Annotated in this window: 21 protein-coding genes; 5 read left to right on the top strand and 16 right to left on the bottom strand. The window is 51.8% G+C overall.

Annotated elements, in window-relative coordinates; all coding sequences use genetic code 11:
• Positions 1–3 precede the first annotated feature (3 nt).
• From galT to modE, 4 genes are all read right to left on the bottom strand, one after another.
• Positions 4–1,050 carry a galactose-1-phosphate uridylyltransferase gene (gene galT, locus HV311_RS17005; protein WP_191220228.1) on the bottom strand — a complete coding sequence of 349 codons (1,047 nt, stop codon included), beginning with the start codon at positions 1,048–1,050 and terminating at the stop codon, positions 4–6.
• Positions 1,051–1,059: 9 nt separating this feature from the next.
• Positions 1,060–2,076 carry a UDP-glucose 4-epimerase GalE gene (galE, locus tag HV311_RS17000; protein ID WP_191220227.1) on the bottom strand — a complete coding sequence of 339 codons (1,017 nt, stop codon included), beginning with the start codon at positions 2,074–2,076 and terminating at the stop codon, positions 1,060–1,062.
• 217 nt (positions 2,077–2,293) lie between these two features.
• Positions 2,294–3,766: a molybdate ABC transporter ATP-binding protein ModF gene (modF, locus tag HV311_RS16995; protein WP_049282664.1), complete on the bottom strand. Its 1,473-nt coding sequence runs from the start codon at positions 3,764–3,766 to the stop codon at positions 2,294–2,296.
• A 67-nt stretch (positions 3,767–3,833) separates the two neighbouring features.
• Positions 3,834–4,622, bottom strand: a complete 789-nt coding sequence (gene modE, locus HV311_RS16990) for a molybdenum-dependent transcriptional regulator (RefSeq protein ID WP_016152325.1) — start codon at positions 4,620–4,622, stop codon at positions 3,834–3,836.
• 130 nt (positions 4,623–4,752) lie between these two features.
• On the opposite strand from modE, the gene HV311_RS16985 reads away from it, so the two are divergent.
• The 4 genes from HV311_RS16985 (at position 4,753) to modC (ending at position 7,627) form a co-directional block, all read left to right on the top strand.
• On the top strand, positions 4,753–4,902 hold the full coding sequence (locus HV311_RS16985; RefSeq protein ID WP_003023026.1) for an AcrZ family multidrug efflux pump-associated protein: 150 nt from the start codon (positions 4,753–4,755) through the stop codon (positions 4,900–4,902).
• Positions 4,903–5,103: 201 nt separating this feature from the next.
• Positions 5,104–5,877 (top strand): molybdate ABC transporter substrate-binding protein, encoded by a 774-nt coding sequence (gene modA, locus HV311_RS16980; protein ID WP_016152326.1) that lies wholly within the window; start codon positions 5,104–5,106, stop codon positions 5,875–5,877.
• Complete coding sequence (gene modB, locus HV311_RS16975; protein WP_016152327.1) at positions 5,877–6,566, top strand: molybdate ABC transporter permease subunit; 690 nt, start codon at positions 5,877–5,879, stop codon at positions 6,564–6,566. The genes modA and modB overlap by 1 nt, the downstream gene beginning before the upstream one ends.
• A 2-nt stretch (positions 6,567–6,568) precedes the next feature.
• The gene (gene modC / locus HV311_RS16970) at positions 6,569–7,627 is read left to right on the top strand and encodes a molybdenum ABC transporter ATP-binding protein ModC (protein WP_191220226.1); all 1,059 of its coding nucleotides are present in this window, start codon (positions 6,569–6,571) and stop codon (positions 7,625–7,627) included.
• On the opposite strand, the gene HV311_RS16965 is transcribed toward modC, so the two are convergent.
• Positions 7,628–8,446, bottom strand: a complete 819-nt coding sequence (locus HV311_RS16965; protein WP_019076314.1) for a pyridoxal phosphatase — start codon at positions 8,444–8,446, stop codon at positions 7,628–7,630.
• Between the two features lie 165 nt (positions 8,447–8,611).
• Between HV311_RS16965 and pgl the strand changes: the two genes are divergently transcribed.
• Positions 8,612–9,607, top strand: coding sequence for a 6-phosphogluconolactonase (gene pgl, locus HV311_RS16960; RefSeq protein WP_191220225.1), 996 nt, complete (start codon positions 8,612–8,614; stop codon positions 9,605–9,607).
• A gap of 82 nt (positions 9,608–9,689) precedes the next feature.
• On the opposite strand, the gene HV311_RS16955 is transcribed toward pgl, so the two are convergent.
• The 11 genes from HV311_RS16955 to HV311_RS16905 are packed head-to-tail and all read right to left on the bottom strand — an operon-like array spanning position 9,690 to position 20,978.
• A complete protein-coding gene (locus HV311_RS16955; RefSeq protein WP_191220224.1) occupies positions 9,690–10,799 on the bottom strand; it encodes a hypothetical protein in 1,110 nt (369 codons plus the stop codon).
• A gap of 14 nt (positions 10,800–10,813) precedes the next feature.
• The gene (locus HV311_RS16950; RefSeq protein ID WP_223952649.1) at positions 10,814–11,590 is read right to left on the bottom strand and encodes a M23 family metallopeptidase; all 777 of its coding nucleotides are present in this window, start codon (positions 11,588–11,590) and stop codon (positions 10,814–10,816) included.
• Positions 11,591–11,602: 12 nt separating this feature from the next.
• Complete coding sequence (locus tag HV311_RS16945) at positions 11,603–12,400, bottom strand: prepilin peptidase (protein WP_191220223.1); 798 nt, start codon at positions 12,398–12,400, stop codon at positions 11,603–11,605.
• Between the two features lie 12 nt (positions 12,401–12,412).
• A complete protein-coding gene (locus HV311_RS16940; protein ID WP_191220222.1) occupies positions 12,413–13,450 on the bottom strand; it encodes a type II secretion system F family protein in 1,038 nt (345 codons plus the stop codon).
• Entirely contained in the window at positions 13,434–14,963 is a 1,530-nt protein-coding gene (locus tag HV311_RS16935) for an ATPase, T2SS/T4P/T4SS family (protein WP_049040750.1), read from the bottom strand. The genes HV311_RS16940 and HV311_RS16935 overlap by 17 nt, the downstream gene beginning before the upstream one ends.
• Positions 14,960–15,496 carry a hypothetical protein gene (locus tag HV311_RS16930; protein ID WP_181632751.1) on the bottom strand — a complete coding sequence of 179 codons (537 nt, stop codon included), beginning with the start codon at positions 15,494–15,496 and terminating at the stop codon, positions 14,960–14,962. Before HV311_RS16930 ends, HV311_RS16935 begins: the two co-directional genes overlap by 4 nt.
• A complete protein-coding gene (locus HV311_RS16925; protein ID WP_191220221.1) occupies positions 15,478–16,335 on the bottom strand; it encodes a hypothetical protein in 858 nt (285 codons plus the stop codon). The genes HV311_RS16930 and HV311_RS16925 overlap by 19 nt, the downstream gene beginning before the upstream one ends.
• A 4-nt stretch (positions 16,336–16,339) precedes the next feature.
• The gene (locus tag HV311_RS16920; RefSeq protein WP_191220220.1) at positions 16,340–16,885 is read right to left on the bottom strand and encodes a hypothetical protein; all 546 of its coding nucleotides are present in this window, start codon (positions 16,883–16,885) and stop codon (positions 16,340–16,342) included.
• A 7-nt stretch (positions 16,886–16,892) separates the two neighbouring features.
• Positions 16,893–18,335 carry a type II and III secretion system protein gene (locus HV311_RS16915; protein ID WP_049040755.1) on the bottom strand — a complete coding sequence of 481 codons (1,443 nt, stop codon included), beginning with the start codon at positions 18,333–18,335 and terminating at the stop codon, positions 16,893–16,895.
• A gap of 20 nt (positions 18,336–18,355) precedes the next feature.
• Positions 18,356–18,811, bottom strand: coding sequence for a TcpQ domain-containing protein (locus tag HV311_RS16910; RefSeq protein ID WP_181632749.1), 456 nt, complete (start codon positions 18,809–18,811; stop codon positions 18,356–18,358).
• Between the two features lie 16 nt (positions 18,812–18,827).
• A complete protein-coding gene (locus HV311_RS16905) occupies positions 18,828–20,978 on the bottom strand; it encodes a pilus assembly FimT family protein (RefSeq protein WP_191220219.1) in 2,151 nt (716 codons plus the stop codon).
• Positions 20,979–21,038: the final 60 nt, after the last annotated feature.

Below are 21,038 nucleotides of genomic sequence, written 5' to 3'. Positions count from 1 at the left end.
TATTTACACTCCGGATTCGCGAAAATGGATGTCGCTGACCGCACGCAGTCGCTCAGCCGCTTGTTCTGCGGTCAGATCTCGCTGGGTTTCTGCCAGCATTTCATAACCGACCATAAATTTACGCACGGTCGCGGAACGCAGCAGCGGCGGGTAAAAGTGCGCGTGCAACTGCCAGTGTTCGTTTTCTTCACCGTTAAACGGCGCGCCGTGCCAGCCCATGGAGTAGGGGAATGAGCACTGGAACAGGTTGTCGTAACGACTGGTCAGTTTTTTCAACGCCAGCGCCAGGTCAGCACGCTGCTCGTTGGTCAAATCGGTAATACGCAGCACATGCGCTTTCGGCAGCAGCAGCGTTTCGAACGGCCACGCGGCCCAGTAAGGGACAACCGCCAGCCAGTGCTCAGTTTCAACGACCGTACGGCTGCCGTCTGCCAGTTCACGCTGGACGTAATCAACGAGCATCGGCGCGCCCTGTTCGGCGAAGTATGCTTTCTGTAGGCGATTTTCACGTTCAGCTTCGTTGGGCAAAAAGCTGTTGGCCCAAATTTGACCGTGCGGGTGCGGGTTCGAGCACCCCATCGCCGCGCCTTTATTCTCAAATACCTGCACCCAGGGATAGGTTTTCCCTAAGTCTTTGGTCTGCTCCTGCCACGTTTTTACGATTTCTGTCAGCGCAGGGACGCTGAGTTCTGGCAGCGTTTTGCTGTGATCGGGCGAGAAGCAAATTACGCGGCTGGTACCGCGCGCGCTCTGGCAACGCATCAACGGATCGTGACTGTCCGGCGCGTCCGGGGTATCGGACATCAGCGCCGCAAAATCATTGGTAAAAACATAGGTTCCGGTGTAATCCGGATTTACATCACCGGTAACGCGCGTATTGCCAGCACACAGGAAACAGTCCGGGTCATGTGCAGGCAGTACCTGCTTAGACGGGGTTTCCTGCGCTCCTTGCCACGGGCGTTTGGCGCGATGCGGTGATACGAGGATCCACTGCCCGGTGAGCGGGTTAAAACGGCGATGTGGATGATCGACAGGATTGAATTGCGTCATGATTGGTCCTTAATCCGAGTATCCTTGCGGGTGGCGTGACTGCCAGTGCCAGGTGTCTTGTGCCATTTCATCCAGTGTGCGGGTCACGCGCCAGTTAAGCTCGCGATCGGCTTTGCTGGCATCTGCCCAGTAAGCCGGAAGATCGCCATCACGGCGCGGGGCGAAATGGTAATTAATGGGTTTACCGCAGGCTTTGCTGAAGGCGTTGACCACGTCCAGTACGCTGCTGCCGATGCCTGCTCCGAGGTTGTAAATATGCACACCCTGTTTGCCCGCCAGTTTTTCCATCGCGACGACGTGGCCGTCGGCGAGATCCATCACGTGGATGTAGTCGCGAACGCCGGTGCCATCTTCAGTTGGGTAGTCGTTGCCAAATATGGCAAGGGACTCGCGGCGGCCCACGGCAACTTGTGCGATGTAAGGCATCAGATTGTTGGGAATACCTTGCGGATCTTCCCCCATATCGCCCGACGGATGAGCACCAACCGGGTTAAAGTAGCGCAGTAAGGCGATACTCCAGTCGGGGTGTGCTTTTTGCAGGTCGGTCAGGATTTGTTCTACCATCAGCTTGCTTTTGCCGTACGGACTTTGCGGCGTGCCGGTAGGGAAGCTTTCAACGTAAGGAATTTGCGGCTGATCGCCATAGACGGTCGCGGAGGAGCTGAAAATGAAGTTTTTCACGTTGGCGGCGCGCATTGCATTCACCAGACGCAGGGTGCCATTGACGTTGTTGTCATAGTACTCCAACGGCTTGGCAACCGATTCTCCAACGGCTTTTAAACCCGCAAAATGGATGACCGTGTCAATGGCATGATCGTGCAGAATTTCGGTTATCAGCGCTTCGTTACGGATATCCCCTTTCACGAAGGTCGGCTGCTTGCCACCTAAACGCTCAATGACGGGCAAAACGCTGCGTTTGCTGTTGCAGAGATTGTCCAGGATCACCACCTCGTGACCGTTTTTCAACAACTGCACGCAAGTGTGGCTTCCAATGTAACCGCTACCACCTGTAACCAATACTCTCATAATTCGCTCCGTTAAGCCTATGGTATGCAATAACCATAGCATAACAAAGATACGAAAAGTGTGACATGGAATAAATTAGTGGAATCGTTTACACTCCATAAGTTTCACGCATTTTTAATGGTTATTTTATTTTAAATCATTATGTTAGGTTGTTATTTCAGCGTTTGTCTGAAAAAAAGCAGAAAAAAAGGGCGTGATAAACGCCCTGCAATGAAAACTAACGCAGAGACGTTAGTCGATAGGCGTAGATGTCGTTCTCGGGCACAAACTCCAGTCGATGGGTAATGCAGGCTGGGGCATCTTCGGCGTGGTGAGAGACGAACAGCAGTTGAGTTTCACCTTCACCGATTAGCACATCCACAAAACGGCGAATCAGTTGGCGATTGAGCGGATCTAACCCTTGCAAAGGCTCGTCAAGGATCAACAACGTCGGGTGTTTAACCAGCGCGCGAACAATCAGTGCCAGCCGCTGCTGTCCCCAGGAAAGACTATGAAATGGCGCATCCGCGGTACGTTTATCGAAGCCAAGGATATCCAGCCACTGTTGCACCAGCTTGTGCTGCCTGTCGGAAACGGCCTGATAGATGCCGATTGAATCAAAATAACCAGAGAGAATAACGTTGCGAACTGTGGTACTCACCCGGTAATCCAGATGCAGACTGCTGCTGACGTAGCCGATGTGTTTTTTGATATCCCAGATAGTTTCACCGCTGCCACGGCGACGGCCAAACAGGGTTAGGTCGTTGCTGTAACCCTGGGGGTGATCGCCGGTGATTAAACTGAGCAGAGTTGATTTTCCCGCTCCGTTGGGGCCGACGATTTGCCAGTGTTCCCCCGGATTTACCTGCCAGCTCAAATGGTGAAGGATAGGGCGATCGTTATACGAGACCGTGCCATCGTTAAGCACAATTCGCGGCTCGTTATCTGACAACGTACGGCGCACCGAAGGCTCATCCGGTTCAGGTAACTGAATTCCTTCCAGCCGCTCGCTATGGGCAAGCTGAGCGATTAATGCCTGTTGCAGAAGGTCGGTTTTTGCGCCGGTTTCTGTCAGTGTGCAATCGGCAAGTACGCCAGCAAACTGCACGAATTCGGGAATTTCATCAAAGCGGTTAAGTACCAGCACCAGTGTAAAGCCGGCCTGATGCAACTCCGCGAGCAGTTCTGCTAACTGACGGCGTGACGCCACATCCAGCCCGTCAAAAGGCTCATCAAGGATCAGTAAATCCGGCGCGGACATTAACGCCTGACAGAGCAGGGTTTTGCGTGTTTCACCGGTGGAAAGGTATTTGAAACGCCTGTTCAGCAGGGAAGAAATGCCAAACTGCTGCGCCAACGCAGCGCAGCGGGCGGGATCGTTGACCTCATCCTGGATGATTTCGGCGGTGGTGCGCCCGGTGTCGTCTTCACCGGGACTAAGAAGATCGGTGTTGTTTCGCTGCCACTCGTCGCTGACTAGCTTTTGTAGCTGCTCAAAGGAGAGTCGGGTAATACGCGTGAACTGACAGTGGCGCTCGCCTTTCAGAAGCTGCAGCTCTCCCGCCAGTGCGCGGGCCAGCGCGGATTTCCCGCTCCCGTTAGCGCCAACAAACGCCCAGCTATCACCCGCGTTTAACGTCAACGCATCTAACTGGAGCGTTTTTGTGTCGCTAAGACGAAACGTGCCTTGCGAAATTTGCAACGATGACATTTTGTATCCCATTATTTGCAGCGATTAATAACAGGGATACGTGTTCTTCAGGCTGATGTCAATCTACTCAGCACAGCGTGGCGATAATCACTCTGTCTGCATTAAACCAGGCGGTGACGTTAGCGCCTTCTTGCAGCGTTGCGGCGTCTTGGGCCGGAACGGTGGCGCACAGCGTCTGGCCGTCTGGTAACGTCATCAGCACTTCACACTGTTCCGCACCGCGTTCAATATGGCTAATCGTGCCCTGCAACTGGTTATCGGCGGCCTGAGCGATGGCGTCGTCCTGAGTGATTCCTACCCACGGCGCTTTCAGCAGAATCAGTACTTCTTTGCCTTCCTCAAGACCCAGACGCTCGCCGCTTTGCGCAGTGATCGCCACTTTCAGGCGCGTTTCGCCATCGGCCAGCAGGACGTCGACATGCTGCTGGACCTGATCGTGGTCGCGGGCGGTGATTGTGCCAAACCATTGGTTACGGGCGCTGGTTTGCAGTGAAAATCGAGAGATAGCCGCCAGCAAGCTATTGAGCGGTAGCGCATCGTCATCGCTCAAAACATCAAAGGCTTTTTGTTGGATCTGCGCCAGCAAATCATACAACTGAATTAAGCGTTGGCCGTAGCGCGTTAATACCGCGCCGCCGCCGCCTTTGCCGCCTGTGGCGCGCTCAACCAGCGTTTGCTCGCTGAGTTGGTTCATTTCGTTAATCGCATCCCAGGCGCTTTTGTAGCTAATACCTGCATCCTTCGCGCCCTGACTGATGGAGCCGGAAAGCGCAATATGCTTAAGCAGAGAAATGCGACGGGGATCGGCAAACAGTTTTTGCTGAAGTTTCAGCGTAAGAAGGATTTCGGCCTGCATCACAAGCTCCTGGCAAAAGAGGGTATTGTGACGGAAAACCGTGCCTGAGCAAAGCCGACCGCACAAAAGGGGAGTGCTTTTCTGCGTTATGTGGTTAGAATACAGCTAAGGACTACATCTGGAGTTGACCATGTTAGAGTTATTGAAAAGTCTGGTATTCGCCGTAATCATGGTACCTGTGGTAATGGCCATCATTCTGGGTCTGATTTACGGACTGGGTGAAGTGTTCAACATTTTCTCCGGTATCGGTCAAAAAGACCAGTCCAGACAGAATCATTGATTCCCCAAACGCCCGCTCAGTCGGGCGTTTATATTTTTTACGCCTTCCAACCCGTTTTCTTAGTCTACCGTTTCTCAAGATCCTGCTTTCCCTGCCGATATTTTCTTCGTGTAACCTCAAATTGGTATCAATAACCACTGGGAAAATCCTGGTTTACTCGTTATATTTGCGACTACATAACGAAACGCAAAGGAGTTACAGATGGCACGTACATGGTTACGCTTGTTTGCCGGGGCAACACTTTCTCTTACTGTTGCCGGGCATGCGCTGGCGGATGAAGGAAAGATTACTGTTTTCGCAGCGGCTTCACTGACTAACGCGATGCAGGATATTGCGACGCAATACAAAAAAGAGAAGAACGTTGACGTTGTCTCTTCTTTTGCGTCTTCTTCCACGCTGGCGCGCCAGATTGAAGCAGGCGCTCCGGCCGATCTGTTTATCTCTGCCGATCAGAAATGGATGGATTACGCAGTAGACAAAAAGTCGATTGATACCGCCACGCGTGAAACGCTGTTGGGTAACAGCCTGGTGGTTGTCGCACCGAAAGACAGTGCGCAGAAAGACTTCACCATCGACAGCAAAACCAACTGGACCCGTTTGTTAAATGGTGGGCGTCTGGCCGTTGGCGATCCGGAACATGTTCCGGCGGGCATTTATGCTAAAGAAGCGCTGCAAAAACTGGGGGCATGGGATACCCTGGCCCCGAAACTGGCACCTGCCGAAGATGTGCGCGGTGCGCTGGCGCTGGTAGAGCGTAACGAAGCGCCGCTGGGGATCGTCTATGGTTCCGATGCTGTCGCCAGTAAGGGCGTAAAAGTTGTTGCGACTTTCCCGGAAGATTCACACAAAAAAGTGGAATACCCTATCGCAATTGTTGATGGGCACAAAAACGCAACGGTCAGCGCGTTCTATGATTACCTGAAAGGACCGCAGGCTGCTGAAATCTTTAAACGTTATGGATTTACGACCAAGTAATGATACTGACCGATCCTGAATGGCAGGCCGTCATACTGAGCCTGAAAGTTTCTTCCCTGGCTGTGTTGTTTAGTCTGCCGTTTGGGATCTTCTTTGCCTGGCTGCTTGTGCGATGCAAGTTCCCGGGCAAAGCGCTGCTCGACAGCGTTCTGCATTTGCCGCTGGTACTGCCGCCGGTCGTGGTGGGCTATCTGCTGTTGGTCGCCATGGGACGCCGCGGATTCATTGGCGAATGGCTGTACGACTGGTTTGGCATTACCTTTGCCTTTAGCTGGCGCGGTGCGGTACTGGCTGCGGCGGTGATGTCTTTCCCGCTTATGGTACGGGCTATTCGTCTGGCGCTGGAAGGTGTCGATGTCAAGCTGGAGCAGGCGGCCCGCACGCTGGGCGCTGGACGCTGGCGCGTATTTGTCACGATTACTTTACCGCTGATGCTACCTGGCATTATTGTCGGTACGGTGCTGGCGTTCGCGCGTTCCCTCGGGGAATTTGGCGCAACGATTACCTTTGTCTCCAATATTCCTGGCGAAACCCGCACTATCCCGTCGGCGATGTATACCCTGATCCAGACCCCCGGCGGCGAAAGCGCGGCGGCAAGGTTATGTATCATTTCTATTGTGTTAGCGCTGATTTCACTGCTGATTTCTGAATGGCTGGCGCGTATTAGCCGTGAACGGACGGGGCGGTAATCATGCTGGAACTTAATTTCTCCCAAACGCTGGGGACGCATTGCCTGACGCTCAACGAAACGCTGCCAGCCAGTGGGATCACCGCTATTTTTGGCGTTTCCGGCGCGGGTAAAACCTCGCTGATTAACGCCATCAGCGGTCTGACGCAGCCGCAGTCCGGGCGCATCGTGCTTAACGGACGGGTTTTGAACGACGTCGAGAACGGTATCTGTTTAACGCCCGAAAAACGCCGGGTGGGCTATGTTTTCCAGGATGCGCGCCTGTTTCCGCATTATAAAGTGCGCGGCAACCTGCGTTACGGTATGGCGAAAAGTATGGCCGGACAGTTTGATAAGCTGGTGGCCCTGTTGGGCATTGAATCGCTGCTTGACCGTCTGCCCGGTGGTCTTTCTGGCGGTGAAAAACAGCGCGTAGCCATCGGTCGGGCGCTGCTTACCGCGCCGGAACTGTTGTTGCTTGATGAGCCGTTAGCCTCGCTGGATATCCCGCGTAAGCGCGAACTGTTGCCTTACCTGCAACGCCTGGCGCGTGAAATTAATATTCCGATGCTGTACGTCAGCCACTCGCTCGATGAAATCTTGCACCTGGCAGACAAAGTGATGGTGCTGGAAAACGGGCAGGTCAAAGCGTTCGGATCGCTGGAAGATGTCTGGGGCAGCAGCGTGATGCACCCGTGGCTACCAAAGGAACAGCAAAGCAGCATTCTGAAAGTCAGCGTGCTGGAACATCATCCACATTACGCAATGACTGCACTGGCGCTTGGCGATCAGCATCTATGGGTCAATAAGCTGGATCAACCGCTGCAAACTGCGCTGCGTATTCGTATTCAGGCATCTGATGTTTCGCTGGTGCTTCAACCGCCGCAGCAGACCAGTATTCGTAACGTGCTGCGGGCGAAAGTCGCGCAGTGCTATGACGAGAATGGTCAGGTGGAGGTTCAGCTTGAAGTGGGCGGTAAAACGCTGTGGGCGAGGATCAGCCCGTGGGCCAGGGATGAACTGGGTATCAAACCTGGCCTGTGGCTGTACGCGCAAATTAAGAGCGTATCGATAACCGCGTGATTACAGCAGGTGGGAGTAAATAAATTTCGCGATGCTGTCGGTGGTGTTGTCACCAATTACGATGTTGGCGCGGGCTTTGACCGCGTCGTCCGCATTACCCATCGCCACGCCGGTACCTGCAGCTTCCAGCATGCTGATATCGTTAAAGTTGTCACCAAAGGCAATGACGTTTTCCATTGACCCGCCCTGTGCTTCAATCCACTGGGTAAGGCGTCGCCCTTTGCTGTTGCCTTTACGGGCAATGTCGACCTGATCGTGCCAGGACCATTCACACTCCAGCCCCAACTGCTGTTCAACATGCTTACCAAACTGCTGCAGTTTCGGAATATCTTCGTCGGTGAGGGCAAATTTCCAGACGGCGTTAACGTCATGTGCAGCCTGCGCCAGCGAAGGCACCTGGGTGAAAGTCGGGCGCTGTTCCGGCGGCAGGGTTTGTGCCCAGTTAGCGGTACGCACCACATGCCCGGTTGGGCGCTCATACAGCATGGCCTCATCCACATACATCAGCCCGTGGATCTGATGTTCATCCAGCATTTCGATCAGCTGTAATGCCTGGTTTACCGGAAGGGGATCGGATTCCAGTACTGTTTTTGCCTGATAATCATACAAGTAGGTGCCGTTGCAGCAAATTGCAGGTGTATCCAGCGCCAGTGCCTGATAAAAAGGATGAATAGCAACGTGATGGCGACCTGTGACAATGATAAGTTGGTATCCTGCTTCTCTGGCGCGCGCGAGCGCTTCAACAGAGGATGGCAGTAAGGTTTTTTTCGGAGTCAACAGGGTACCGTCTAAATCCAGGGCAATCACGCGTGCGGTCATAGTTATTTCCAGATTAAGGTTGAGAATTTTGTCTGCTGGAATGGTACACCGAGACGGGAGCCGGACAAAATTCTGCGCCTTAATTAAGCATTCACCGTTAAATGCGTCTACCTTAGGCGTGTGTCAGGCAATTGCAGCCACCTGCCAAAAAGCAAAGGAGTATTCATGAAGCAAACCGTTTATACCGCCAGCCCTGAAAGTCAGCAAATCCACGTCTGGAGCCTGAATCATGATGGTTCTTTGACGCTGACGCAGGTGGTTGATGTGCCGGGTCAGGTACAGCCGATGGTCGTCAGCCCGGATAAGCGCTACCTCTATGTTGGCGTGCGCCCGGAGTTTCGCGTGTTGGCTTACCGCATTGCGCCTGATGACGGTGCGCTGACCTTCGCGGCGGAGTCTGCGCTGCCGGGTAGCCCGACGCATATTTCTACCGATCATCAGGGACGTTTCGTGTTTGTCGGCTCTTATAACGCCGGGAGCGTGAGCGTCACGCGTCTGGAAGATGGCCTGCCGGTGGAACAGGTTGACGTGGTTGACGGTCTGGACGGCTGCCACTCGGCCAACATCTCACCGGATAACCGTATCCTGTGGGTTCCGGCGTTGAAACAGGATCGTATCTGTCTGTTTGAGGTAAGCGATGATGGACATCTGGTGGCGCAGGAACCGGCTGAAGTGACCACCGTTGAAGGCGCGGGCCCGCGTCATATGACGTTCCATCCGAATAAGCAATTTGCCTACTGTGTGAATGAGCTGAACAGCTCCGTTGACGTCTGGGCGCTGAAAGATCCGTACGGCAAGATTGAGTGTGTGCAGACGCTGGATATGATGCCGGCTGATTTCACTGATACCCGTTGGGCAGCGGATATTCACATTACACCGGATGGTCGTCATCTGTACGCCTGTGACCGCACCGGCAGCCTGATTACGATCTTTAGCGTGTCTGAAGATGGCAGCGTGCTGACCAAAGAGGGTTTCCAGCCAACTGAAACTCAGCCGCGCGGTTTTAATATCGATCACAGCGGTAAATACCTGATTGCCGCCGGACAGAAATCGCACCATATCGCGGTGTATGAGATTGCTGGCGAGCAGGGGCTGCTGGCAGAGAAGGGGCGTTATGCAGTGGGGCAGGGACCGATGTGGGTCGTGGTGAACGCCTACTAACGCCATCAGTTAGAGCAGGAAAAGCCTGTTCAAAGATAAAAAGCGAGGTTTACATCCGTGTGAACCTCGCGGGGAAAATAAGTTATTTCAACGGATAAACACACTTAGCATCGGCCCAGGGGAAACATATTAAATCCGTCTTTTCTAATTCAAAATAAATCCCTGTAGTTTCAGGAAAATCCCAGTCTGGGTATTGAGAATTATAGGAAAGCCCCACCTTGAGAACATCAATGTTCGTGAAATCGATTTCATCTGCATTACCATGAATAGACGTATTACCGACATCCCAATATCCATCCGTCTCGTTATTGGGGGGTGTCGAAGGGAAAGTAGCCGCAAACATTTCCATCCCCATTCCTGGCTTGGCATGCCTATCCGATCTTAATATCTTCATTTTCTTGCCCTGCCCTGTGGGGACATATTTTACAGCCGCAATAGGGAAGGTATAAAAGGCGTCCTTTTTAAACATTGTCTTATTTGTATGCTGGAAACCAATGACTTCAATGACGAGATATTCCAGATCGTTACTTGATATAAGTATGTCTTTAGGGACTTGATGTCCATCCTGGCCACCGCAGAATCGACTGCCTGCTTTCTCACAGGGGGCTTCGCTTTGGGAAAAAAAGATCGCTGAGAGCCGGACATTAGGATCGTCCACCTCATCCTGCTTATTCGCCGGTGGATACTCGTAACCGCCATAGCGATGTCTAAAGAACCGTGTCGCTCTTTGAAGTTTATCGGGGACCTTGCCCTGAATATAAATACCATTGTCAATCTCGAGATAACTATAAAGCAAACCTTCAAGGTGTTCTGACGAAGCCTCCGAATTACCTCTAAGTTTGTCTCTACTGTTATCACATTGCCTTTCCTCTTTAAATGGACAACGCGGTAAATTTGGTGCAGTAACATTAAGATTATTACGACCTTTATCCTGATCGTACCCTTTCGTTTTCCAGTACACGTTCACGCCAAACGATTGTATAGCATCAGTACTAAATTGCGAACTAAACCTATCTGCCGTTACCCGAACGGTAAAATAATGCGGCCCCAGCGAGGCCGGCGTGCGTGTCAGAAAACCAAAATTTGCGCTGACGTCTTTTCCTGAATTGGGAGCATTATTCGAAGATATTGCACTTGTGCTAAAAAGCAGCATTGCCGAGATCAGCCCTGCCGATAAAACAGTCCTTTTCATTTGTCACTCCCTCTTTATGCGACGGAAATAATCTGATATTTACCACTGCGCAACAGCACGACCTGATAGTCGTCAAACACCATACTGCCTGGTGCCACGGTGCGCGTTTTGTTGTTAAACCGGACGGTAATCCGGGTTCCGCCCGGTCCCTGAGAAACCAGCACCACCCGAGGCTGAGCGTCGGATTTTTCTTCCGCAGACGCCCGTCCGGCGCGCGCCAGCATCGGGGTGTTGTTCAGCAAGGGCTGTGGGTCGAGCGCCACGCCCCGCCAGGCAATTTCCAGATGCAGATGCGGACCGGTGCTAAAACCGCTGCTGCCGGATGCGGCGATCTCTTCGCCCGCCGTCAGCTTTTCGCCTTTTCGCACCCGTGTAGAGGCGAGATGAAAATAGCGGCTCTGCCAGCCGTCCGCATGACGGAGAGTGATAAAGTACCCGGTGCCGCGACCGTAGCCGCTCTCCACCACTTCGCCGTCGGCAATTGCATGCACGCTGCTGCCGAATGGCACAGGAATATCCATGCCTTTATGCTGCATCATGCGCCCCAGCACAGGGTGCAGGCGTTGTCCAAATCCTGAGCTGATCTGGCGCTTCGCCACGGGCCAGATAAAGCGTACCGGCGCGTTATTATCAATCACCTCCGCAGCGCTGGACGATATCTGCAGGTTCTCTTCTGACCACACTTGCGCCGCCTGTAATGACGGAACGAAAGCCTGCTGCCAGGCCTGCTCGCAGCTGGTCGTCGCCAGCGGCGACATTGTCAGCCATATGCTCCATATCAGACACGACACGATCGACCTCCGTCAGAGCAGCAGTAAAAACGCGACCAGCGCGATAGCCGGACCGAACGGAATATAAAAGCGATGTTTGTCATCCTCTTGCGTATAAAAAAACCGCACGCCGACGTAAAACAGCAGCCCGGCCAGCGCCGAAAAGCAAAGTAATTCCGGCAGGCGCTGCCAGCCAAGCCATGCCCCGCAGGCGGCGTAGAGCTTGACGTCGCCGTAGCCCAGACCGTCACGTTTGCATAATGTCTCCCACAGCTTCATCACGCTCCACAACAGAAGCCAGGCGGCGGCGACGCCATAAACCGCGTCCTTCACCCGCACCATGGAGTAGCCCGATGCGGCAAGCAGTAGCCCGCCCCAGAGCACGGTGAAGACCAGCGCGTCCGGCAGAATCAGATGTTTAAAATCGATAACCGCCGCGCTGTAGAGCACCATAAACAACAGCGCATATGCCAGCGCGAGCTGAGGAGACCATTGCGGCAGGTAAAACCAGGCCAGCGCCCCCCATACCAGCCCCATCGCCAGTTCAGAAACCGGATAAATAATCGGGATCGCAATGCCGCACTGGCGGCATTTGCCCTTCAGTAACAGCCAACTGAGAACCGGAATATTATCCCAGGGCTTAATATCCGATTTACAGGCAGGGCAGTGCGACGGCGGCCACCACAAATTAACAGCCGCCCCTTCTGAATCATCCTCATCTATTACGCCAAGCATCAGCGGCAGACGATAAATAATCACGTTGGCTAAGCTGCCAAACAGCAATCCAAGTGGGATAAAAATAGCCACCATCCATGGCATTAACAGTTCCATGATTTAATTTTCCTAAAAAGAACCGCTGGCGCCCATCGCCGCCAGCTTGTCGCTGAGCGCAAACAACGCGGCAAAAACCCAAATAACGCAACCACCTAATATCAGCGTGGAGAGCGCTCTTAATAACCCGGAAAGTTTAGTGATATATTCCCGAATGTGTTCCCGTGATTTATTCGATACCGCCAGCAGCACCTCATTAAACGAAGGTAGCGCGGCGTAAAGGCTGATATTGAGCAGCGTTTCCGTGTTCAGTAAACCCGAGTTGAGCGCTTCTCCATAGCTGACGCCCGCCGCCATTTTCTTCTGCATCCCGGCCAGGTGCCAGCGCAGCCAGCGGCTGGAGTTCAGGCTAATAATGCTGAGCGCATCGTTGAGCGGAATGCCGTTTTTTAACATCAGCGCCAGGTTGTTGAGAAAAATAGAGGCAGTCAACTGCTTATACGTTGAGAACGGCATAATCCGGTCAAGAAACTGATTACGAATATTCCCGGTCATTTTGCCCATTGCTATTTTGATCACGGTAACCAGCACAATAAAACCAACGAGGATATATATCCACAGCCCTTTACACAGCGCCATCCCAAAAATATAGAGCGCGCGGGTGACGCCAGGCCATTTCTCAACGGGTACAACGCTTTCAAAAGCCGGGAACACCTTATAGGCATAACCCGCAATCACCACCAGCGACAGGACCAGCATAATGAGCGGGAAGGTGATGGCGCCGACGATTTTCTTGCGCAACTCGTCGTTATAATTAATCACGTTTACCAGGGTGATAAAACCGTCGGCCAGGCTGCCGCTGCGCTCCGCCGCGTTAATCACGCTCAGTTCAGATTCAGGGACCAGCCCCTCGAAAACCATCGCAATGGAGGTGGTTTTCGCCATTTTGCTTGTCAGATCTTCCAGACGTTTAGCAAATCCTTTGCCGAGCAGTTTTTCCCCTTCCGCGCGTAATTTTTGCAACGCGTCATACAACGGAAGTTCAGCGTTAATCATGTCCGCGCAAAACTGATAAAGATAAATACGCTGTTTCTTACCGAATTTTTTCAACTATTACCTCCAGCTCTTCCTGAACGACTTGCCCAAACTCCATTTGAAACCAGGTCGCGCACACGCGTCCCTGAAGTACCGCCGCCATCGTTTTTTCTTTAATTTCGAATCCTTCACTCAGGCCGGTCTGTTTTAATCGCTTCGCGCGCCAGACGGTATAAACTTTAAGCCACTTCTGTTCAGCAATGGCCTCCAGCTCGTCATACACCGGCAGCAAATACTCCATCACCAACTGGCGTCCGCCAATACCGGTGTGTTTGCAGGCCGGACAGCCTTCAGCGTTTTTTTCATAAAGCTGGAACTCGCGTCCCTTAATGGCGGCGGTCCGTAACGACGTTTTACACTGCGGGCACAGTACCGGTATTAGCTTCTGGCACTGTAAGCCCGCAATAAAGCCCGGCGTTGAAAGTTTATCGCTGGTAATACCGAGCGCGGATAAGCGTTGCAATAACGAAACGATGTTGCCTGCGTGCACGGTGGTAAAGCAGTAGTGACCACTTTCCACCGCCCCGGCCAGCGCGTTAGAAGATATATTGTCGCGAATTTCCCCCACCATCAGCACGTCCGGGTCGCGACGCAGCGAGGATTTGATCGCCGAATGGAATCCTCCGGATTCGCCGCTTAATACCGAACTTTGCGTCGCGCCATAGATCTGATATTCGACCGGATCTTCTACGGTCAGAAAACAGCCGCGATTGTCGTAGCGGTTGATCTGCATCCACTCCATCAAATTTTTCAGGGTGGTGGATTTTCCCGAACCGGTTGTTCCGGCAATAATATAAGCCCCGTAGGGGTTACTCAGGATCCTTTTGAGGTCGCTAATTTCCTCATCGGAAACGCCAAGCTTATCCAGGCTCGCGACGCTGGCTCTGTCCAGACCCGATGGAATAATACGCAATACCGCGTGATAGCAATCGCTGGTCTCGCCAAATATCGGATAGTGCGCATAGCGGAAGCGGTAGCTTTTCCCCGCCAGCGAATAGAGGATATTGGCGTTTTGCGCAATATTGCGGTTCCAGGTGGTGTCGCGGGTGCTTGCCTCAACGTTGTAGAGCACGAACACCAGCTCATCGCAGCGTGACGCCTTCATCTGTATAAACGGACAAAGCACGCCGTTAATGCGCAGCTCAATATTCGCCACCATATCATTACGGGTGATGTGCAAGTCGCTGGCCTTCAACGCCACGGCCTTTTTCAGCATCTCTTCCAGCGCAAGCTGTGTGTTACTGCTTTCCTGTTCAAGCAGCTTACTTCCCGCCGACAGCAGTTGTTCAACGATCAGGTAATAATTTTTCTCAGTAACCTGCGCTATTCCCTTAACCTGAATATTATGGGAAACCTGCAGGCGGTGGCACACCGCCTGCATTGGTGCCAGATTATCAATCAAAGGCGTGGATACCAGTAACCAGGCTTCATCCGCATGCTCAGCAACCAGAATATCGCCGTCATACTCCTGGAATTGCCACTCCTGAGAATGAATATTCTCCTCGTTAAACTGGATATAATCGATCACTTACCCACAACCTCGACCGTCACGTCATTTGCCTTGTTATGACGCGCAATATAGTCATAACCGCCGTAACTAAAACGCTGATTCAGCGGCACCATCTTCACGCCGCCGTCGGCGCCGGCAATCGCCACGCGTTTTTGACCCGCGATTTCGGAAATCAGCAGCGGCCGCAGCCCAGGCGCAGATTCTGAGGTTGCTCCTGGGGAAGCGCTAATATAATCCATTGTGCTGGCGGTGCTCACCGGCATAATCGCTGCGCTATCCGTCTTTTTCTCACCGCGAAGCTTACGCAGCTCGCTGCGGACTTTTTCCAGCGCAAGCTGATTCGCCAGCTCGCGGTACTGGCTCTCGAAGTTGAAATCTTTTTCTATCATCTCAACAACGTGATCCTGCATCGGCGATACGTCGCTTAACGGCGGCGTGCCTTCCGCTTGCACAACCTCCTGCGCGGGGATGATTTCTGCCGTATCTGCGGCGTAAAGAGCAGGTGAAAGCGTCAACACTATTCCCGCAATAATTAATTTCCCTTTTTGCATGCCAGTCCTCCGGTAACGAGCGTTGAGTTTTCAGTGAATACGATTGATTTGATAATAAACGCGTCGGCAAAGGGTTGCTTATTCAACACCAACGACACGCCTGAGAAATCCATTTTGGTCGGTGAGGTGATCGTCCAACCGACGAACAGCATGCCGAATGACGTTACCGCACTTTTCAGCTCGCTTTCATTTTTCTCGACGGCAGAGGAGGGCATCCCCGTTAATACCAGTTCAGTATTTCGTCCGCCTAATGAGTTCCAGGTGCTGATATAACTTAATACATCGGTACAGACCGGCAGATTGACCGTATTTTTGCTCTGCCAGGCGCTGAACCACGGATGTTTATTCATCCCGGACTCAACGCCCGTATAGTCCAGCGTGTTTTTTGAAAAACTGGGCGACCAGGTTTTGCCCCAGAGATTAATATCGGCCACGCTAAATATTCGCCCTGGATTCAGCGCATAGCTGAGTGAGCAGCCCGTACTGGTACATTCAATACTTTTTGGTGCAAAGCCCACCTGCGACAGTTTTTTATTCGCCAGCAAGAGCTGCTCCAGCAGCAGGCTGGCATCAGAAATGCTGCCACCCGTGAGTGACTTGCGATAAAAATCTTCGATAGCTTTGATTTTTTGCTGGCGGGCAGCCTGTTCAGCTTTAATTTTAGCCAAACGTTCCTGCTCCGGTTTCCAGATAAAATAGTAATAGCCCGACCCGCCGCCGCCAGCTAATAAAATAAGTAGCGTAACGACCCAGACGATAATATTACCTCCTCGCCCGGTAGAACCGCCCCCTATAATATTACGACGTTTCCAGAAATAGATATTTTCAGAGACCGCCACGTTCTCATCCTTTTATAAATAATTTCAGCAGTGTCATAAACACCAGTAAAAATACGATGCCGCCTGCTAACAGAGCGCCGATCATCATCTGTCGCCGTTTTTTCTGCCGCCGCTGATGTTCAGTACAGCCTTCAATCACCGCCTCAATGTGCTGTTCCGTTAACTGAATTAACGGTAGCTCCGCATACTGTGGCGATTCTTTCAGCTGCTCTTTCAGCTTCATCCAGAAGCGTCTGGAGACCAGACGATCGCTGCCCGAAACGGGAGCACCGCGCGAGATAATCAGGAAATAGTAGCTTTCCGCCTGCTCATAGTAATAAATACCGTCACCGTACAGGGCTTTCATCCACAGGGCGAAAGGCTCATATAAGGTGGAGTGTTTAGTACAGAAACCCGTAACCATTTCCCCTTCATCCGACAAGATCGTTAACTGGCGATGGGTTCGCCGTATATGTGCCAGCCAGTCAAGATAATAAGGTTCGTGAGAGGCGGGCTCGTAGCTCCAGACCAGATCAATTAATACCCGATTTTCTGATAAGTGCTTAAGCATGATGCCCTCATCGGGTCTGCGTTGGGGCACGGTAATTATCAATACCGACTACCATAACCACGGTTTCGACATGATCGCTGTTGGTAACCGAGCCTGCCAGCACCGACCATCCCTGACCGTCAGCATCCTCTTTCGCTTCGTATTTGCTGACCAGCAGCAGGCTACCCGGCGTAATTGTGGAAATGTTAAACATTTCCGTCGTGCTTACCGACGGCAACTGAACTTCATCAAAGGTATCGATTGAGTTGAGGTAGCGCTTGGTAAAGCCGCTGGCCACTTCAATTCGCCCGTCGGTTAAGATACGCGGGGTAAGAATAAAGCTGGTGCCGGTGACCAGTTCCGTGGTTTCCACCTCCGTACTGACGTCTCCTGAATTGGAGTCTTCTTCCCTGGTGCGACTGGAGACATAATATTGCGACGTGGTCATGTTGAGTGGAATAGGGATGTTATTACGGGTAATAAACGAACCGCTCTGGATCACCTTACTGCCGGTGAGTTCGTACAGGGCATCCAGTTGAGAGCTGATATTCATATGCTGATTGGTCCAGCCTGCGGTTAAGCCGCCGGAGAGCTTCATCAGCATTTCTGAGCTGTCGATACCAAAAGAGGAGGTCCCGTCATTGAAGGTCATATTGACCCCGCCGCCCAGCTCTTTCGTTTTGCGCTTATCAAGGGTAAATATTTTGTAAGTCACGACAAACTGACGGGTATTATCCGCCTGGAATTTCTTCAGCGACTCATTCAGCGCGTGATACTCCGAAGGACGCGCGGTGATCGTCAGAATCGAGGCGTCTTTAAAAATACTGTAAACGCCGCTGGAGACGAATTTTTCCGCCATATCCTCAACGTCGTCCCAGAAGCTGGATTCAAATTTGGTTTCGGCTTTGCCTTTCAGACCGCCACCGGTAGTGGCTTCATTACCGGACAGGTCGAGACTGGTCTCAAACTTGTTGTCTTCGCCGTAAAAATCCAGCTTCAGCACATAGTTCTGGAAATAAGAGACGACCAGCACGCCGTTGTTATCCAGCACTGGGTTCACGTCATATAGTGCGGAAATATAGCGGGTAAATTCCTCAAACGTTCCGTTGAACTTAACGCTACGGAACTCCGGTTCCCCCGCATCCGATTTTCCACCGGGAATGGAAGTATTAATACGGTAGCTAATACCGGTTTGCGCGGTCACCGCCTCAAGAATTGTCGCCAGATCGGTAGGCTCGTAGGACTGAATACTCACCTGCTTACGCAGCAGCGCCTGTTTACGGGAGTTATATTCAACCTTTTTGCCCAGATAAGGCTCGTTATATTTCATATAACCGGTCGTTTTCATCTCATCCGGAGTGGTCGGGTTGCCGGTTTCCTGCGGGACAATACTTTTATCGTACTTGGTATCAATAGACGTACAACCCTGAAGAGCCAGCGTCAACGCCAGAAGCGAAACTTTAATTTTCATAGCATTATTCCCTTGCTTAATTACTGCTCATCAATGATCAGTACGTTATTCGCCTGGTAGTCTTTTATCACCAGCCCGTAGTTTTCTGACGTAAATACTTGTCCAAGCTTAACCAGCACATCCTGTATTGATTTACCCTGCAAATGAATTGCCTTGTAAATAACAAAATCAGTTGAGCTGTTCCAGAGCAGCTTATAGCCATTTTGCTGCGCCCATTTTGAAAGCTGCTGGCTTAATAACTCCTCCTCCAGTAAATCAATTTTTATTTCCATTACTGGCGCACTGACAGGTGCGACGCTTTTCACCGTATCATCCCCGGAAAAGGGATTTCGCGGCGTGGTTGTACTTTCTTTCACTGGCGTGGTGGTTAACATCCCTGCGTCAATTTTTTGCCCGGCTGGTGCGCTGGCGGCAAAACTTCCCTGGCTGCCTAATAATGCGGACACGGCAGCCCCAATTATCCATGTTTTTTTCATCTTACTCTTCCAATGATTAATAGGTGATTCTTTCATGGTCCGGAATATCAAGTTTATTACCGTCTTCTTTATAAAACTTAAGATCGTTATCTTCCGCAACAAGAGAATGGAGCACATACTTATTCGGCATCGCCGTCTTCCAGGCGTAACCTTCGGATGAAATCATTCCCCCTTGCGGGATCGTGCTGCACCACTGGTTAATCACCACTGAAAGAGACTGCGGATTCATTTTATTGATACCATCACCATCGGGATTAATCATTGCCGAGGTGGCGCTGATTAACCAGAAGGGGGCGGGGTCGTCCTTGGTACCTGCACCTTTGAACCAGTCTTCCGCGATCCAGTCCTCAAAGGTTCCGTTTTTGTCCCTTTTCACCGGATCGTTGGCAGGGGCTGCTGTATCTTTGTTAACCACTATATTGGCCTGGATCGCAACACCCGCTACCGCCCCCACTTTGTTGCGGGTTTTAACGGTATTCAAACGCGTTGCCCCCTGCTGGGTGTAGTCAGTATAACCAGTGTCTGTTTCAGCATTCTCATCTGCCGCGACCGATGATATGGCGACCGACAGGCGGGGATAGAGGCTTCGCAGCGTGGTGTTACCGTCTTTATCGATACCGGTTACTTTAGGACACGTTTGCAACGGTAAACGAATCACGCCCGGCTCACTTAAGAGACCATCGTAATTTGTACTCTTATTTGCCTCTTTATAAATATCATCAGCCCCTGTCGGACCTTTACCCTGCGGATAATCGTTTTTAAATGACTGATAAAAAGTGGTGGTGGGCGTCACCAGCTCATACTGACCACTGAAGGCATCAGAAAATACACGTGTGGTATCATCATTATTCTGCTGACCATCCTTAAGCGCGTTTGCCTCTACTTGATCGTAAGCCACATGCCATTTTTCCGGATGCTTGCGCGAGGTATTTTCCATCACGATATTGGCGTACAGCGTGCCGGTGGTGCCTTTGAGTGAACTCGGCGAAGCAGCTTCCGCCTCGCTACCGTCTGTTTTATCCGCGCTGGTACGCAGATGCAGAATGCGATCGTCCGGGTTATCCGTGCCAGGATTGACTCCGTTGCTATTCATTGCCGCCAGGCACAGCGTGCTCTTGTTTTGCTCTCTGCTCCAGCACATCGCCGGTTCGTTTTTATCTTTGCCCGTTGCATCGCTGCTGGTAATCAGCAGGCGGTCTTCATCAATCGCCGTAATACACGGTCCGGCTTCGTCTTTGGCATCGTTCCAGCATAGTTTGGCCGTTGGAACGGAACCATCGGCTGCAATATCTTCACTGCTTTTGTCTAAGCTTAAGCGAATGCCGTAACGTTTATTCGCATTGAGCCTGTCCATATGATTGGGAACGTCCCCCATCTGCAGCGGCTGGCCTGAGGCCGAGGTTACCAGTTTAAAATTACCGTTACCCTCGATTTCAAACACCACCGCCTGCAGATAGCTGAGATCGACGCCTTTCAGCGCTTTTTCCAGCGGCTTAATAAATCCGGCAAAATGGAGGCCTTCGTTCTCGGCATCTGTCTGGTAGGTGATGTAGAAGTCGACACGTTCAATACCTGGCCCGCTGGTGCCGGCTTGCCGAATGTTGTTGACGAAATCCACGCGTTCCAGCACTAGCTCCAGCGATTCTGCTCCAGGGCGCAGTTCACACGGCAGCATGGACTCCGCAAGTTCGAAGGGCAGTTTCCCTTTCGAGTTATTGCCATTTTTACATTCACTGCCCAGAAACAGATAGCGAGAACCCCGGGTGGGCGATACCTGGGTTTGCGTTGACACACCAACAGACCAGCCGGAATAAAATTTGTCTGTATCCGTATTAGGATAAGGTTGATCCTGTAAGGTTTTATTAGATACGCGATTATCATAATTCGCGACGGTGACGTTAGTATTTTTCGTCCCGAATAGTGGGTTGGCTTCTGGTGTGCCAGAAACCACAGCCAGCTTGTTCTGTGCCACAAAGCGCATCACGCCAGAAATATCACGGACGATCATATCAGCGACAATAAGCTGGTGACTTTGCTGGGCTTCTTTGCGTTTATAATTGGCATATGTCATCAGGCACATGCCGATAATGGCAAGCACAACAATCATTTCAAGAAGGGTGACGCCTGCCTGACGGCCGTGAGCATTCGTGCTGTGCTTACTTATCATTTATAAAGTCCATTTAGAAGGACTGCCCTCTAATAAAGAGGGCAGAATAAGTACAACAAA

The organism is Citrobacter sp. RHBSTW-00881, from assembly GCF_013728515.1.
GTDB classification, from domain to species: Bacteria; Pseudomonadota; Gammaproteobacteria; order Enterobacterales; family Enterobacteriaceae; genus Citrobacter; species Citrobacter braakii.
The sequence above is the reverse complement of the archived record's forward strand: the minus strand, read 5'-3'. Positions and strand labels throughout refer to the sequence as shown.